The organism is Neobacillus massiliamazoniensis (genome assembly GCF_001048695.1).
GTDB lineage: Bacteria > Bacillota > Bacilli > Bacillales > Cytobacillaceae > Neobacillus > Neobacillus massiliamazoniensis.
Genome location: NZ_CVRB01000004.1, coordinates 787882 through 803428, shown reverse-complemented (window position 1 = coordinate 803428; position 15547 = coordinate 787882). Strand labels below are relative to the sequence as shown.

Below are 15547 nucleotides of genomic sequence, written 5' to 3'. Positions count from 1 at the left end.
TTAGTATATCGTATTTAGAAAAAAGAAGATAATTTTACAGGGCGGAAATGTTGGTAAAGGATTTAATATTTCTGTAAAATGAAAACATACATAATTAACAGAGAAAAGCGGAAGCGCCTTGCCCAAGGGCGACAGGTATAAGACGAGCCGGCTTGAAGGTTGATTTTTAACCTTCAGGACGACCCTGAGCCCTTAGGCGCTGAAGCTAGACAATTTTCGAAGTCAATTAGCCAACTAATAAATAGGAGGGGCAAAATGATGAATGAACAGACATTGAAGCTTTTTCAAACCTTAACAGAGCTTCCGGGAGCACCTGGAAATGAACATTTAGTACGAAAATTTATGAGGGAGCAATTATCCCTTTATACTGAAGAAATAGTCCAAGATAAACTTGGAAGTATTTTCGGAGTAAAAAGAGGAAATGAAAATGGACCAACCGTCATGGTTGCTGGACACATGGATGAGGTTGGCTTTATGGTAACGGCTATTACCGATAATGGGATGATTCGCTTTCAAACGCTTGGCGGATGGTGGAGCCAGGTTCTTCTAGCCCAGCGTGTGCAAATTTTAACGAAAAATGGACCGATTATCGGTGTGATTGGAAGCATCCCACCACATTTATTAGATGATGCAAAACGAAACAAGCCAATGGACATTAAAAATATGCTGATCGATATTGGAGCCGATGACAGGGAAGACGCAGAACGAATCGGAATTAAGCCAGGGCAGCCAATTTTACCAATTTGCCCATTCACTCCAATGGCAAACGAAAAGAAAATTTTAGCTAAAGCATGGGATAATCGTTATGGCTGCGGTTTAGCGATTGAATTACTTCAGGAAGTAAAGGATGAAACCTTGCCTAATATTCTTTATTCTGGGGCAACTGTTCAAGAAGAAGTAGGGCTTCGCGGTGCTCAAACTGCTGCCAATATGATTAATCCGGACATCTTTTTTGCCCTTGATGCAAGTCCGGCAAATGATATGTCAGGTGATAAAAACCAATTTGGACAACTGGGGAAAGGCACTTTATTGCGTATTCTTGATAGAGCCATGGTTACCCATCGAGGCATGAGAGAATTTGTGCTTGATATGGCAGAAACACACCATATTCCATATCAATATTTCGTTTCGCAGGGTGGAACGGATGCCGGACGCGTACATCAATCAAATGAAGGAGTTCCAAGTGCTGTTATTGGGGTATGTTCTCGTTATATACATACACATGCTTCTATTATCCATGTTGATGATTATGCTGCTGCCAAAGAACTACTTGTGAAGCTTGTTAAGGCATGTGACCAGTCTACCGTACAATCAATTAGAGCGAATAGTTAATTATTTGTTCCTTTTGGAGGCAGTTATTTTGCCTCCTTTACATATTGATGAAGGAGTTATCAGCACCATGAAAATCTTGATTGGATCAAAAAATCCGGCTAAAGTAACGGCAGTAAAACAAGCCATTCAAAACGAGGAGGCCGAGTTTATTTCCCTCGATATTCCTTCAGAGGTAAGTGATCAACCGTTTTCTGATGAGGAAACAATCAAAGGTGCCATCAATCGGGCAGTAGGAGCTTTAAATCTAGGTAATGGTGATATAGGAATTGGGCTTGAAGGCGGAGTACAGGAAACGAGTCATGGCTTACTTATTTGCAACTGGGGAGCACTGGCCACAGAAGGAAAGGCACCCATTATTGCAGGCGGAGCGCGGTTTTTGCTTCCTGATGAAATCGCAATTAGATTAAGAGCTGGGGAAGAGCTTGGCCCGGTCATGGATGACTATGCGAAGAAAAAAAATGTCCGCAAACATGAAGGAGCTGTCGGAATCTTTACAAATGGTTTCGTCAATCGGATCGATATGTTTACACATGTTGTGAAGCTATTAGTAGGACAATACGTTTATAAGAGTAATAAATAAGTAAAAAGCAAAAGATAGTATGAAAATTGACTTTGAGAATTGTCTCGCACCATAAGAGTAAGCTCCGGAAGCGATCAAGGCACTTCCGCTTTTCAAGATTGCATTTTGTTGGACTGTATGTGTCGGGACTGCTATGATTTGAGAAGAAAAGAATTCAGTTAAAGGGGGGCATTGAAATTGAAAAAATTGCAGTCAATCGAGGAATTTGAACAACTGAGAGAAAAAGGGAAAACTATTTTTATGTTCTCTGCAACCTGGTGTCCAGATTGCCGATTCATTGATCCTGTTTTACCGGAAATCGAAGCGAAATTTAAAGAGTATACATTTGTCTATGTCGACCGTGATCAATTTATTGATGTATGCCAACAGCTAGATGTATTTGGTATTCCAAGCTTTATTGCATTTGAAAATGGAAATGAACTTGGACGCTTTGTCAGCAAAGATCGGAAAACACAAGAAGAAATCGAATCCTTTATAACTGGATTAAAATAATTATCTCTCCCTATCTTCTTTGAGATAGGGGCTTTTTAATGTAATATACTCCTTAAAATGGAGGGATTTTTTAATGAAAATGGACAGTAAAAGAATGAGAAAAGAGCTAGAAGCCCTTTTAGCCTCTAACGACCGGTTATTTATATATGACAACGAGAAGGATCAGCTACGGATCGAAAGTAAATTAAACGGGAAAGGAATCACGATTTCATTATCTGGGATTGTCGCAAAATGGCATAATGAAAAAGACAAAGCGATTGATGAAGTTGTGTATTATGTAGAGGAAGGCTTAAAGGCAATGGTGGAAACCGTAAAGCTGGCTGAGCATGAGAAGAAAATCTATCCTGTTATCCGCTCCACCTCCTTCCCGATTGAAGCTGAAGAAGGTGTTCCATTTTTAACCGAAGACCATACTGCTGAAACGAGGATTTATTATGCGGTGGATATGGGAAAGACCTATAGGTTAATTGACTCACGTATTTTGGAAAAAGAAGGATGGGAAGCCGGCAGAATTAAGGAGATTGCCCTATTTAATGTAAGGTCACTTTCGACTACATTAAAGAATGACCTGGTTAGAGAAAATGTCTTTTATTTTTTAAATACGAACGATGGATACGACGCCAGTCGAATCTTAAATAAGGGCTTTTTAAACGAAATGCAAATAAGGGTGTCAGGCACCATGGCTGTTGCGATTCCCCATCAAGATGTGTTAATCATTGCCGATATTCGCAATAATACCGGTTATGATGTGTTAGCCCAAATGGCAATGAGCTTCTTTGCTAACGGACGTGTCCCGATCACGGCATTATCGTTTTTATATGAGAATGGTGAATTGGAGCCCATTTTTATCCTTGGTAAAAATAAGTGAGATGAGATCACAGAAGTGGTCTTTTTTCATTGTTTTTTAGAAATAGTTACCAAAGGAACTGTATTTCGACTTATTCTGAGATTTTATGTCGAATTCATTTCAAATACTGCTAAAATAGAATAGTACATGAAAGAAGAAAGAGTGATTTGATTTGAATTGGGTTCAAAACCTTTTACAAAGGCTCAAGAAAGATGAAGAAAAAAAAGCTGTTGAATATGAATTACATAATGATATCCCAAAACAACCGCCGCAAAGAGATGCTGAAAGTGGGAAGGAATTGGAGACAAGGATTTCATTTCAGTATCCTAAAACTGGTATTATCTCGACGAATAATTCTGATAAAACGAAACTGCAAGAGGAACAACCAAAAAAACAACCAAAAAGCTATAATAAAATCGAACATCGTCGCCAAAGGGAAAATCTGGATTTAGCTGAAGTTCAACCTACTGAGAAGGCTGTAGCCAAACCCAAGAGCGAATCTGTCGTTAGACAGAATAGACCATTTCATCCAACTGAAATTCCTTCACCTGTGTATGGATTTAACCGGCCGAAACGCTCGAATCCTTTAGTAGAACATGAACTGAGTCATTTTTCGAATAAGATTGACTCCCATAAAATCAGTCCGATTGTTGATACTAACAGTGACGTTGAGTGGATGTCGTCTTCCGCTCCAACTTATTCGAAAAGTGTTCAACCAGAAGACCAGAATAACGAGAGTATCGAGAATAACGTGAAAATCGAGAGTATCGATTTGGAAGAACCAATAGGACTGGATTGTGAGAGGGCTCCAGGCGATAGTAATAGCACGGAGGATCCATCAGAGGTGGTCAGCACAATGGTTTCTGAAGGATTGGAAGAAAGTTATACTCCAGGCGATAGTAATAGCACGGAGGATCCACCAGAGGTGGTCAGCACAATGGTTTCTGAAGGATTGGAAGAAAGTTATACTCCAGCCGATAGTAATAGCACGGAAGATCCACCAGAGGTGGTCAGCACAATGGTTACTGAAGTTTTGGAAGAAAGTTATACTCCAGGCGATAGTAATAGTACGGAAGATCCTCGTAAGGTGGTCAGCACAATGGCTGCTGAAGTATTGGAAGAAAGTAATGCTCCAATAGAAGCTGAACCTGTGAAGAACGAATCAAGGAGATCCCGTCTACCATTTAATGTCGTGATGTTAAAACAGGATAAGCTGAATTGGCAGGAAAGAAAAAGAGGAAGATTCGAAGAGCAGAAGAAAAGCACGCAGCCGGATATCCACCGCGTAGAACAATCAAGTGAAATTAAGCAAAAAAATGATCAAAAAGAGGAAATTCAAATACTTACAGAAGCAAGCTTATATAAGTTCCCGGCATTAAGCTTGTTAAATCCTCCCGTGACCGCGTCAAATGATTCGGAATGGTTACAATTGCAGGAAAAGCTTTTAAATCAAGCATTACAAGATTTCAATGTGGGAGCCCGGGTGGTGAATGTTACACAAGGTCCATCTGTTACCCGTTTTGAGGTACAGCCAGAGCCTGGAGTCAAGGTCAATAAAATTACGAATTTAAGTGATGATATTAAACTTAGCCTTGCAGCAAAGGATATTCGTATTGAAGCTCCAATTCCTGGTAAACATACGATTGGAATTGAAGTACCGAATCAAAAATCAAGGCCTGTTCAAATAAATGAAATCATAAATAGTCAAGTATTTCAGGAATCCGCTTCACCATTAACGGCTGTATTAGGTCTTGATATCTCTGGTATGCCGATTGTGACTGATTTAAAGAAAATGCCGCATGGATTAATTGCCGGTGCAACAGGATCAGGGAAAAGCGTCTGTATTAATAGCATTTTAGTCAGTTTATTGTACAAAGCAACTCCAGACGAATTAAAGCTATTGCTGATTGACCCGAAAATGGTGGAATTAGCACCGTATAACCATATTCCGCATTTAGTTAGTCCGGTCATTACAGATGTGAAAGCAGCTACTGCTGCGTTAAAGTGGGCGGTTGACGAGATGGAAAGGCGCTATGAGCTATTTGCCCATACCGGTGTCCGTGATATATCACGTTTTAATGAGTTAGCCATTCAGCATAAGAGATATGCAGATAAGCTACCATTTATTGTGATAATCATTGATGAGCTTGCAGATTTAATGATGATGTCCCCAGCAGATGTGGAAGAAGCCATCTGTAGAATAGCTCAGAAAGCAAGAGCTTGTGGAATTCATCTCATTATTGCAACACAAAGGCCTTCTGTTGATGTGATAACTGGGTTAATAAAAGCAAATATACCAACGAGAATTGCTTTCTCGGTATCATCGCAAATTGATTCTAGAACGATTATCGATATAGGCGGTGCTGAGAAACTGCTTGGTCGTGGTGATATGCTATTTTTAGAAAATGGTTCTTCCAAGCCGGTTCGTCTCCAGGGAACTTTTGTTTCAGATGAAGAAATTGATCTTGTTGTCGCACATGTTAGAGATGAACGAGAACCTGAATACTTGTTCCAACAAGATGAATTGTTAAAAAAGGCCCAGGTGTCTGAAGAGGAAGATGAACTGTTTTTTGAGGTATGTGAGTATATTATTGACCAAGGCGGTGCATCTACATCAAGTTTGCAGCGACGCTTTAAGATTGGATATAATCGAGCTGCCAGGTTGATGGATATGCTTGAGAACCAAGGATTTATAACTGGGGCAAATGGAAGCAAGCCGCGTGAAGTATTGATTACAGAATCTGACTTGGAGTCCATCCAAGAATCTGCACAATGAATAAAGAATATTTTTTATAGGTGGAACACAAATAGTCTTTATCATCAAATAGTGCTATAATTATCAAATATGATTTTAAGATAATGTATCCATCTTTTCACGAATTAGCAAATACAGCAAGATGTCATATACTGTTTTACAGTTAGACGTTGGTTGGAGGTTCTTTAGATGACAATTTACCATTTTGTAGGTATAAAGGGGTCCGGAATGAGTGCTTTGGCACAGGTTCTTCATGATATGAATTTTACTGTACAAGGATCAGATGTCGAAAAGCACTTTTTTACACAAATAGCCCTTGAAAAATCAGGGATAAAGATTCTTCCCTTTCAAAAGGAAAATATCAAGCCGGGCATGACTATTATTGCAGGAAATGCTTTTCCTGATACCCATGAGGAAATTCAAGAGGCGATGAAGCTGGGACTTCCGATTGTACGTTACCATCGCTTTTTGGGCGACTTTATGCAAAATTTTATCAGCGTTGCAATTACAGGTGCTCATGGGAAGACTTCAACAACTGGTCTTTTAGCACATGTTATGGAAGGTGCAAAGGCAACCTCTTTTTTAATTGGTGATGGTACTGGAAAAGGCGAAAAGGACGCCGAATATTTTGTTTTCGAGGCATGTGAGTATAGAAGACATTTTCTTTCGTACTTTCCGGATTATGCCATCATGACAAATATTGACTTTGACCACCCAGATTATTTTGCCAATGTTAACGATGTGTTTTCTGCCTTTCAAGAGATGGCTTTGCAAGTGAAAAAAGGCATTTTCGCCTATGGCGATGACGAAATGCTTCAAAAAATTCAAGCTAAGGTTCCTGTTTTGTTTTACGGCTTTGACGAGGAGAATGATTATCAGGCCAAAAACATGGTGAAAACAACAAACGGAACAAGCTTTGATGTATTCATACGCAACACATTCTTTGATACCTTTTCCATTCCCACCTTTGGCGACCATAGTGTGTTAAATGCGCTTGCCGTCATCGCAGTGTGCCATTATGAGGAGATTAATGTGGACATTGTGAAGGAGCAGTTAAAAACATTCCAAGGTGTAAAAAGAAGATTTTCAGAAAAAAGCATTGATTCACAAATATTGATTGATGATTACGCTCATCACCCAACTGAGATTAAGGCGACACTCGATGCTGCAAAACAAAAATATCCTGACAGAGAGATTGTTGCTGTATTTCAGCCGCATACCTTTACACGAACACAGGCATTTCTTGAGGATTTTGCTGATAGTTTGAAAAAGGCAGACAAGGCATATTTATGTGAAATTTTTGGCTCGGCACGTGAACACCATGGAAAGCTATCCATTAAGGATTTACAGAATAAAATCGAAGGTTCTGAAATTCTTACTGAGCAAAACACCGCAATATTAAAGCAGCATAAAAATAGTGTTATCATTTTTATGGGAGCCGGAGATATTCAGAAATTCCAGGAATCCTATGAAAAAGAATTAATATAATAAAAAGGATGCCAGCACTTGTTGGCATCCTTACTTTATTATTTCAAATTATCAGGGTTTAATCCTTCAAGCTCTGGAACAACGAATAGTCCATCTTTACGAATTAAAACATCGTCAAAATAAATTTCTCCTCCGCCATATTCCGGGCGTTGAATATTAACCATATCCCAATGAATATTGGAATGGTTACCATTAAAAGCTTCATCATAGCACTGGCCTGGTGTAAAGTGAAAGCTTCCGGCAATTTTTTCGTCAAACAGGATATCCTGCATTGGATTTAAAATAAATGGATTTACCCCAATGGCAAATTCTCCAATATATCTTGCACCCTCATCCGTATCAAAGATTTTATTGATTCGCTCTGTATCATTCGATTCTGCTTCAACAATTTTTCCATCTTTAAATGTTAATTTAACATTTTCAAACGTAAAGCCTTGGTATGGCGACGGTGTATTGTAGGTTAATATACCATTGACCGAATCACGGACAGGTGCTGTGTATACTTCACCATCCGGTATATTAAGTCTTCCTGCACATTTAATTGCGGGAATATCTTTAATTGAGAAGGTTAAATCTGTTCCAGGGCCAACAATGTGGACTTTATCTGTCCGATTCATTAAATCAACTAAGCTGTCCATCGCTTGGTCCATTTTTCCGTAATCCAAATTACAGACATCAAAATAAAAGTTTTCGAACCCTTCAGTGCTCATTTTTGCAAGCTGGGCCATAGAAGAGGTTGGGTAGCGGAGCACAACCCATTTTGTTTTCGGTACACGGATATCACGGTGAACCTTTTTACCAATTGAATTACCGTGAATTTTCATTTTATCATCCGGTACATCAGCTTGTTCGTTTATGTTATCACCGGAACGAAGACCTATGTATGCATCCATTTTGGCCATAACATTTGCTTCAAAGTCAGCCATCATATTAAATTGCTCTTCTTGTGCTCCTACCAATAGGACACGGTCTACTTGATGATCCTTTAATAAGACAAAAGGGTATCCACCTGCAGCATAAGCCTCTTTTACCAAAGCAGTCACTAGCTCACGTTGCAAACCGAAATTTTCAATTAGGACCTTTTCACCCTTTTGGAGCTGAACAGAATAATTAATCAGATTTTTTGCTAGTTTTTCAATTCTTGGGTCTTTCATTTCAGGACTCCTCCAACAAAATAATTATGATTCATTTTTATTGTACTCGAAATTGGCTGAAAAGTTAAAATGATCTACTCTTTTTTTGGATAAGAAAGTATAAAAATTGACCTCGAGAATTGTCCAGCTTCAGCGCCTAGGGGCTCGGGGTCATAAGCCAATCCGCCATGAAGGTTAAAAAACCAACCTTCACGTCGGCTTGTCTTATGCCTATCGCCCCTGACCAAGGCGCTTCCGCTTTTCTTAATGTCCAGCTTCAGCGCCTAGGGGCTCGGGGTCATAAGCCCCTGACCAAGGCGCTTCCGCTTTTCTTAATGTCCACTTCAGCGCCTAGCCCCTCGGGTCATAAGCCACTCCCAAAATGAAGGCAAAAAGCGCCTTCTTTTTGGGAGCGTCATATGCCTGTCAGGGCTGAACAAGGCGCTTCCGCTTTTCTTATCTACAGAAAATTTCAAACATATAGAAGGAAAACGAGACAAAAATAAGGAAGTATTATAAGATAGTGTTCGGGGGTTTATATTTAAAATGAATAGGCAATACATAATCATAAGATAGTGCGGAGGTTTTAGGATGCAAATGATTTTATACTTAAGCGTGGCCTTGATTGCCATTGCGTTTTTGGTACTTGTGATTTATATTTCCAAGACTCTTACATACCTTCAGGAGACGATGACAAATGTCTCAAAAACTCTAAGTGGTTTAGAAAAACAGCTTGAAGGGGTTACATCGGAAACTACAACCTTATTACAAAAGACAAACGCTCTTGCTGACGATATACAGCAGAAATCAGAAAGTTTAAATAGTGTAGTGGATGCGGTTAAGGATGTAGGTGAGACTGTTACGAAATTTAACGGGACACTGCAAAACATTACCCATACATTCGACCGCCAAGTTGAAAAAAATAAAGAAAAAATCTCGCAAATCATGCAGTGGAGTGATATTTTATTAGAAATAAAAGATAAATGGAAAGAAAGAAAACAAGCAAAAAAAGAGATTTCCCAAGATGTTCAAAGGGTTCGATCAAGATAATTTTTCTAAAGGAGGTTTTTTGATGCCTGCTCGAGAGTATGAATCAAGAGAAACGATACAAAATAAAAACGAGAAATCATCGAATCATTTTTTATTTGGTGTATTCATTGGAGGAGTAGTTGGGGCCGCAGCGGCTTTACTTTTATCACCTAAAACGGGGAAAGAGTTTAGGGGCACCATTTGTACGCAAGCTGGCTCTTTATTGGGCAAAACTGCTCAATTACGTGAAAATGCTACTAACAAAAGTGGATTAATCATTTCGAAGACGTCATCCTTTTCTCAAGGCTTAGTTCAACAGTCCACTGACATAATCAATAAGGCAAAGAAAAGAACAAATACCGGCAATAAAGATGAATCAGAAATAAATTTTATTCCAATTGGCGGGACTGCTGAAAGAATGAATTCTGAAGGAACTTCACTGGGGCGCTCTGATATTCAAAAGAAGATTGAAGAAGCCAAAAAGGCGTTAGATGAGGAAGAAAACAAGGTAAAGCAATAAGAAGAAGATAGTACTGAATATTTGTTATACGAGCGGTGAAGTGATAAAATGACTTCACCGTTTATTTTATAAGGGATTATAAAATTCGACTTTGAGAATTGTCTAGCTCCAGCGCCTAGCCCCTCGATGGTCTACAGCCAATCCGTCATGAAGGTTAAAAAGCACCCTTCCTGCCGGCTCGTCTTATGCTTGTCGGGGTTGAGCAAGGAGCTTGCACTTTTCTTAATATGGAGGTATTTAGGGATGCTAAAAAAAATAGATTCACTTGAACAATTAAATGAATTATTGGCAAAGGAAGAGAAATTTTTTCTGTTAAAACATAGTTTAACATGTCCAATCAGTCATGCTGCCTATGTAGAATATCAAAAATTTTCTGATGAAAACCAGGATACTCCTGCCTACTATTTAGCCATTCAAGATGCACGACCGCTGTCCAATGATATTGCAGTGAGATTTCAAATTAAGCATGAATCACCACAAGCGATCCTTTTTTTACATGGGCAGGCTCATTGGAATACCTCTCATTGGAAAATTACAAATCGTTCTTTGACAAGTGCAAATTCTGTAAGTAAGTAGATAGTACGAAGGCATCCTGGAGTATCTTGGGTGCCTTTGACTTAAATGGAATTAGAAAAAACATATGAATGGCTTGCACATTCTTATCTAACATGCCATATATTATTTTATTATATATCAAAATTGCTTTAGTGCTTAAAAGCGTTTAATTATTAAAGAAAAAAGGCGTGACAAAGAAATTTTTTTTCGTTATAATAAAGCCTAATTATAAAAATGTTTAAAAAATTCACAATCTAGGTTACCATAGGATAAAGCAAACTAAACGATTATGTTAATGTTTGAACAGAAAGGGCTGGGACGAACGATGGGCAATAATGAATTGGATGAATTAAGGATACGTATTGACGAAGTAAACATGGAACTGTTAAGGCTGATCAATGAAAGAGCTCTACTCGTCCAAGAGATTGGACGGGTAAAAGGAAGTCAGGGGGTTTACCGTTTTGATCCAGTCCGCGAAAGAATGATGCTTGATAAAATTAAAGACCAAAACGATGGGCCATTTGATAATTCCACCATTGACCATATTTTTAAGGAAATTTTCAAGGCGGGATTAGACTTGCAGAAGGATGATCACAAGAAAGCCTTACTTGTCTCAAGAAAGAAGAAGCCTGAAGATACGATTGTTACTTTAAAAAGTGAAAATATTGGCGATGGGAAGCCACATTTTGTTTTTGGTCCATGTTCTGTTGAGTCCTATGAGCAGGTGGCAACTGTTGCTAAATTGATGAAAGAGAAAGGTTTAAAGTTGCTTCGAGGCGGCGCCTATAAGCCACGGACATCCCCTTATGATTTCCAAGGATTGGGCGTAGAGGGATTGAAAATTTTAAAACGAGTTGCTGTAGAATATGATATGGCTGTAATCAGTGAAATTGTGAATCCAGCTGACATTGAAATGGCTTGCGATTACATCGATGTCATTCAAATTGGCGCCCGTAACATGCAAAATTTTGAATTATTAAAAGCAGCCGGTGCAGTCAATAAACCTGTCTTGTTAAAAAGAGGGTTAGCGGCAACAATAGAAGAATTTATTAATGCGGCGGAATATATTATGTCTCAAGGAAATGGGCAAATTATTCTTTGCGAGCGTGGTATTAGAACGTATGAAAAGGCAACAAGAAATACACTGGACATTTCTGCGGTTCCGATTTTGAAGCAAGAAACACATTTACCGGTAATGGTGGATGTGACCCATTCGACCGGTAGAAGAGACTTACTCCTACCTTGTGCGAAGGCAGCTCTTGCGATAGGTGCAGACGGAATAATGGCCGAAGTACATCCGGATCCAGCTGTAGCCCTTTCGGATTCCCAACAGCAAATGGACCTTAACCAATTCGATAAATTCTATAATGAATTGCTTGCATCTAATTTTGTTAGATTATAGACATATCCTGTAATGAAAAACCTTCTGCAGTAAAATGCAGAAGGTTATTATTATTTAAAGAAAATAGCTTCAAATGCAATTGCGGCATTTCTTTTAATGTCGTATCATTAGTTACATGATTATGTTTACATTATCACAAACAATAAAAGCAGATACAGGGGAGCAAAACAGAAAGAATGACTAAGTTTTTTAATCCTGCTGTAAAATAATGAAAACGATGTAACGTTTAAGGAGCGTGTTGTGCATGAATATTACGATCTATGATGTTGCTAGAGAAGCAAATGTTTCAATGGCAACTGTTTCACGTGTTGTAAATGGAAATCCAAACGTAAAACCAGTGACTAGAAAAAAAGTATTAGAAGTAATTGAAAGATTGGGGTATCGCCCAAATGCTGTAGCCAGGGGTCTAGCAAGTAAAAAGACAACAACAGTTGGTGTGATTATTCCCGATATCTCTAATATCTTTTTTGCAGAATTAGCTCGTGGGATTGAAGATATTGCTACGATGTATAAATACAACATTATCCTAAGTAATTCTGACCAAAATAAGGAAAAGGAATTGCATTTGTTGAATACGATGTTGGGTAAACAAGTGGATGGATTGGTCTTTATGAGCGGTCATATTACGGAAGAACATGTTGAAGAATTTGAAAAATCACCAGTTCCCATTGTTCTAGCTGGTTCTTTTGAAGAATCTGGAAAAATCGCTTCTGTTAATATTGATTATGAACAAGCTGCTTTCGATTCGGTAAAGGAATTTATTGAAAAGGGTCATAGAAATATTGCTTTTATTGTCGGACCATTACACGAACCAAAGAATTCCATGAAAAAGCTTAAAGGGTATCAGAGGGCGCTTCAGGAAGCTGGAATACCATTTAATGAAGAATTAATTGTTGAAGGGGACTATACGTACGATTCCGGTTTAGAAGCTTTCGATAAATTATTAGAGATACAAGCAAGACCAACAGCCATCTTTGTCGGCGCAGATGAAATGGCTCTTGGAATTGTTCACGGTGCTGAGGATAAGGGCTTTAAAATTCCAGAGGATTTTGAGGTTATTACTTCTGACAATACAAGGCTCTCTTTAATGGTACGGCCTCAGCTTACAACGATTGTCCAGCCATTATATGATATTGGTGCGGTTGCCATGCGTTTGCTGACAAAATTGATGAACAAAGAAGAAGTGAGTGAGCAAATCATTATACTTCCGCATCGAATTGAACATCGGCAATCAACGAAATAAAAAAATCACGTATCTAACAGATTAATCTGGATTATGTCTCATTAAGGTCCGATTGAAAGTGAATAATTGAACAAAATTACTCATTAAAAAACGAGTCAGTTTATTAAGCTGGCTCGTTTTCGTTCATTTTCGGACTTTTTTGCTGGCTTCGAATCGGATAAAGTGCTTTATCAAGTGTTAATAAGTTTTTTTCTGTGATTTCAGCTTTTCTTGGAATCGGCCGATATAAATCATCCGGATCGTCCCACTCCTTCGGTAATTCAACGGGCGATATTTTCTGCCAATAATCAACCCAGGATGCAGGTAAACTTCCATAACAGTTTGAGTTTTCAGTCATCTCGAGCCAGATAAGAGCCCAAGCTCGAGGAACTACTCTCCATATGTCATATCCGCCGCCGCCCACTGCAATCCATCTGCCGTTACAATATTGATGGGCAATTTCATGGGCAAGCTTTGGAATTTCGCGATATATCCTCATCGTGGAGGATAAATGTGTCAAGGGATCGTAATAGTGGGCATCCGCTCCATTTTGCGTCAAGATGACATCAGGTTTAAAGAAAGCGGCAACTTCTCTTAAGGCATGAGTATAAGCATAAAGCCATGATTCATCCTCGGTAAAAGCATCAACAGGAATATTAAAGGAGTAGCCGTAGCCTTTGCCTTGCCCTCTTTCGTTGATATTCCCTGTTCCTGGAAATAAGTATCTCCCTGTTTCATGTATAGAGAGGGTACAAACGTTAGGATCGTCATAAAAGGACCACTGAACCCCATCTCCATGATGGGCATCGGTGTCAACATATAACACACGCGCATTATACTTTTCCTGAATATACTTAATGGCAACAGAACTGTCATTATAAATACAAAATCCAGAGGCTTTTCCGCGGAAGCCGTGATGCAGCCCGCCGCCAAGATTAAGCGCATGGAGCGCTTTGCCCGTCATGACCTGATCGACAGCGGTTAAGGTGCCACCCACAAGAAGAGAACTGGCTTCATGCATGTTAGGAAATATAGGTGTATCCTCAGTTCCTAAGCCATAGTTTTCTGCTATTTCACTAGATAACTGACCATGCCCTGCTTTTGTAACTGCCTCTATGTAGCTTGGGTCATGGATAAGGGATAGTTCTTCCACTGATGCCATTCTTGGCGGGATGATTTGATTCGAATCTAAGGCATTGATTCGATTAAGAAGATCGACTGTCAGTTTTAGCCGGAATTGATTGAAAGGATGTTGGCTACTAAATTTATAGTTTAGTAATTGTTCTGAGAAAACAAACGAACAGCCATTTTTCATAATGTAATCCCCGGTAAATTAGGCCAGAGTACATGATATCCGGCTTTTTTTAAATCCTCAATGAGACCTGTTGGATTCATTAATTGCACCCTGACAATAATGATTTTATTATGATTATCCTCTTTATCGGGATAAACCATTACACTTAAAATATTAGCTTTCCGCTTACTGATAACCCCGGCAATATCACTAAGAACACCTGTTATATTAGGCACTTTAATTTCGATTTGTGAGCCTGGTTGATTGACTCCTGTTAATTCCACCATTGTTCGTAGCAAATCTGTTTCAGTGATAATCCCTACTAATTTTTGATTATTGATAATCGGCATACAGCTAATTTTATGCTCATAGAATAGACCGGCAACTTCCTCAACAAAATCAAGAGGATGGCCTGTGATGACATCATGTTCCATAATGGTATCAATTGTTTTTTTCATATCTTCAAGATGTTCATTTGCATGAAAAATGGAAGGAGTGGCCTCCCTAATTTTTGCAACGGTTACAAGCCCAACTAGATGATTTTCTGCATTCACAATAGGAATATGGCGGATACGCTTTACTTCCATTAATTCCATGGCATCTGCAATTGTATTGGTTGGAAATAGGGTAGCAATTTCTGTTTTCATAATCTCTTCAATGATCATTAGAAAATCCCCCAAACAACAAAGATTTTTGCCGAAAAAATCATAGTGTCTTGCTCCAACAACTAGTGCAAGGCGCTTTTTCTTTTCGTTAGATAAGAAAATATAAAATTCGACTTCGAGAATTGTCTAGCTCCATAAGAGTAAGCTTCGGAAGCGATACCTCGCGCGCCGAAAAACGTAGTTTTTCGGCGGAGGCACCCAGCGCCTAGTGTACTTCGCTCTTCTCCCTACGA

General features: G+C 39.0%; 14 protein-coding genes. 11 read left to right on the top strand and 3 right to left on the bottom strand.

Annotated elements, in window-relative coordinates; translation table 11 throughout:
• Positions 1-258 precede the first annotated feature (258 nt).
• From BN1082_RS21765 to murC, 6 genes are all read left to right on the top strand, one after another.
• Positions 259-1332 carry a M42 family metallopeptidase gene (locus BN1082_RS21765; protein ID WP_090638503.1) on the top strand — a complete coding sequence of 358 codons (1074 nt, stop codon included), beginning with the start codon at positions 259-261 and terminating at the stop codon, positions 1330-1332.
• A gap of 67 nt (positions 1333-1399) precedes the next feature.
• Positions 1400-1912, top strand: coding sequence for a DUF84 family protein (locus BN1082_RS21760; protein WP_090638499.1), 513 nt, complete (start codon positions 1400-1402; stop codon positions 1910-1912).
• A 177-nt stretch (positions 1913-2089) separates the two neighbouring features.
• Positions 2090-2404, top strand: coding sequence for a thioredoxin family protein (locus tag BN1082_RS21755; RefSeq protein WP_090638175.1), 315 nt, complete (start codon positions 2090-2092; stop codon positions 2402-2404).
• A 73-nt stretch (positions 2405-2477) separates the two neighbouring features.
• Entirely contained in the window at positions 2478-3272 is a 795-nt protein-coding gene (locus BN1082_RS21750; protein WP_090638173.1) for a DUF1444 domain-containing protein, read from the top strand.
• Between the two features lie 151 nt (positions 3273-3423).
• Complete coding sequence (locus BN1082_RS21745) at positions 3424-6027, top strand: DNA translocase FtsK (protein ID WP_090638170.1); 2604 nt, start codon at positions 3424-3426, stop codon at positions 6025-6027.
• 168 nt (positions 6028-6195) lie between these two features.
• Entirely contained in the window at positions 6196-7494 is a 1299-nt protein-coding gene (gene murC, locus BN1082_RS21740; RefSeq protein ID WP_090638167.1) for a UDP-N-acetylmuramate--L-alanine ligase, read from the top strand.
• A 38-nt stretch (positions 7495-7532) separates the two neighbouring features.
• Here the strand turns inward: murC and BN1082_RS21735 are convergent, their stop codons facing one another.
• Entirely contained in the window at positions 7533-8648 is a 1116-nt protein-coding gene (locus tag BN1082_RS21735) for an aminopeptidase (protein ID WP_090638163.1), read from the bottom strand.
• A 570-nt stretch (positions 8649-9218) separates the two neighbouring features.
• Here BN1082_RS21735 and BN1082_RS21725 point away from each other — a divergent pair.
• From BN1082_RS21725 to ccpA, 5 genes are all read left to right on the top strand, one after another.
• A complete protein-coding gene (locus BN1082_RS21725; RefSeq protein WP_090638158.1) occupies positions 9219-9677 on the top strand; it encodes a DUF948 domain-containing protein in 459 nt (152 codons plus the stop codon).
• A 22-nt stretch (positions 9678-9699) separates the two neighbouring features.
• Entirely contained in the window at positions 9700-10176 is a 477-nt protein-coding gene (locus tag BN1082_RS21720; protein ID WP_176699888.1) for a YtxH domain-containing protein, read from the top strand.
• A gap of 243 nt (positions 10177-10419) precedes the next feature.
• Positions 10420-10752 (top strand): bacillithiol system redox-active protein YtxJ, encoded by a 333-nt coding sequence (gene ytxJ, locus BN1082_RS21715; RefSeq protein ID WP_090638153.1) that lies wholly within the window; start codon positions 10420-10422, stop codon positions 10750-10752.
• A gap of 304 nt (positions 10753-11056) precedes the next feature.
• Positions 11057-12133, top strand: coding sequence for a bifunctional 3-deoxy-7-phosphoheptulonate synthase/chorismate mutase (locus BN1082_RS21710; RefSeq protein ID WP_090638496.1), 1077 nt, complete (start codon positions 11057-11059; stop codon positions 12131-12133).
• Positions 12134-12377: 244 nt separating this feature from the next.
• The gene (gene ccpA / locus BN1082_RS21705; RefSeq protein WP_090638151.1) at positions 12378-13376 is read left to right on the top strand and encodes a catabolite control protein A; all 999 of its coding nucleotides are present in this window, start codon (positions 12378-12380) and stop codon (positions 13374-13376) included.
• Between the two features lie 103 nt (positions 13377-13479).
• Here ccpA and BN1082_RS21700 read toward each other — a convergent pair whose 3' ends face one another.
• Positions 13480-14670 carry an acetoin utilization protein AcuC gene (locus BN1082_RS21700; protein ID WP_090638149.1) on the bottom strand — a complete coding sequence of 397 codons (1191 nt, stop codon included), beginning with the start codon at positions 14668-14670 and terminating at the stop codon, positions 13480-13482.
• The gene (locus BN1082_RS21695; RefSeq protein WP_090638146.1) at positions 14667-15314 is read right to left on the bottom strand and encodes an acetoin utilization AcuB family protein; all 648 of its coding nucleotides are present in this window, start codon (positions 15312-15314) and stop codon (positions 14667-14669) included. Before BN1082_RS21695 ends, BN1082_RS21700 begins: the two co-directional genes overlap by 4 nt.
• Positions 15315-15547: the final 233 nt, after the last annotated feature.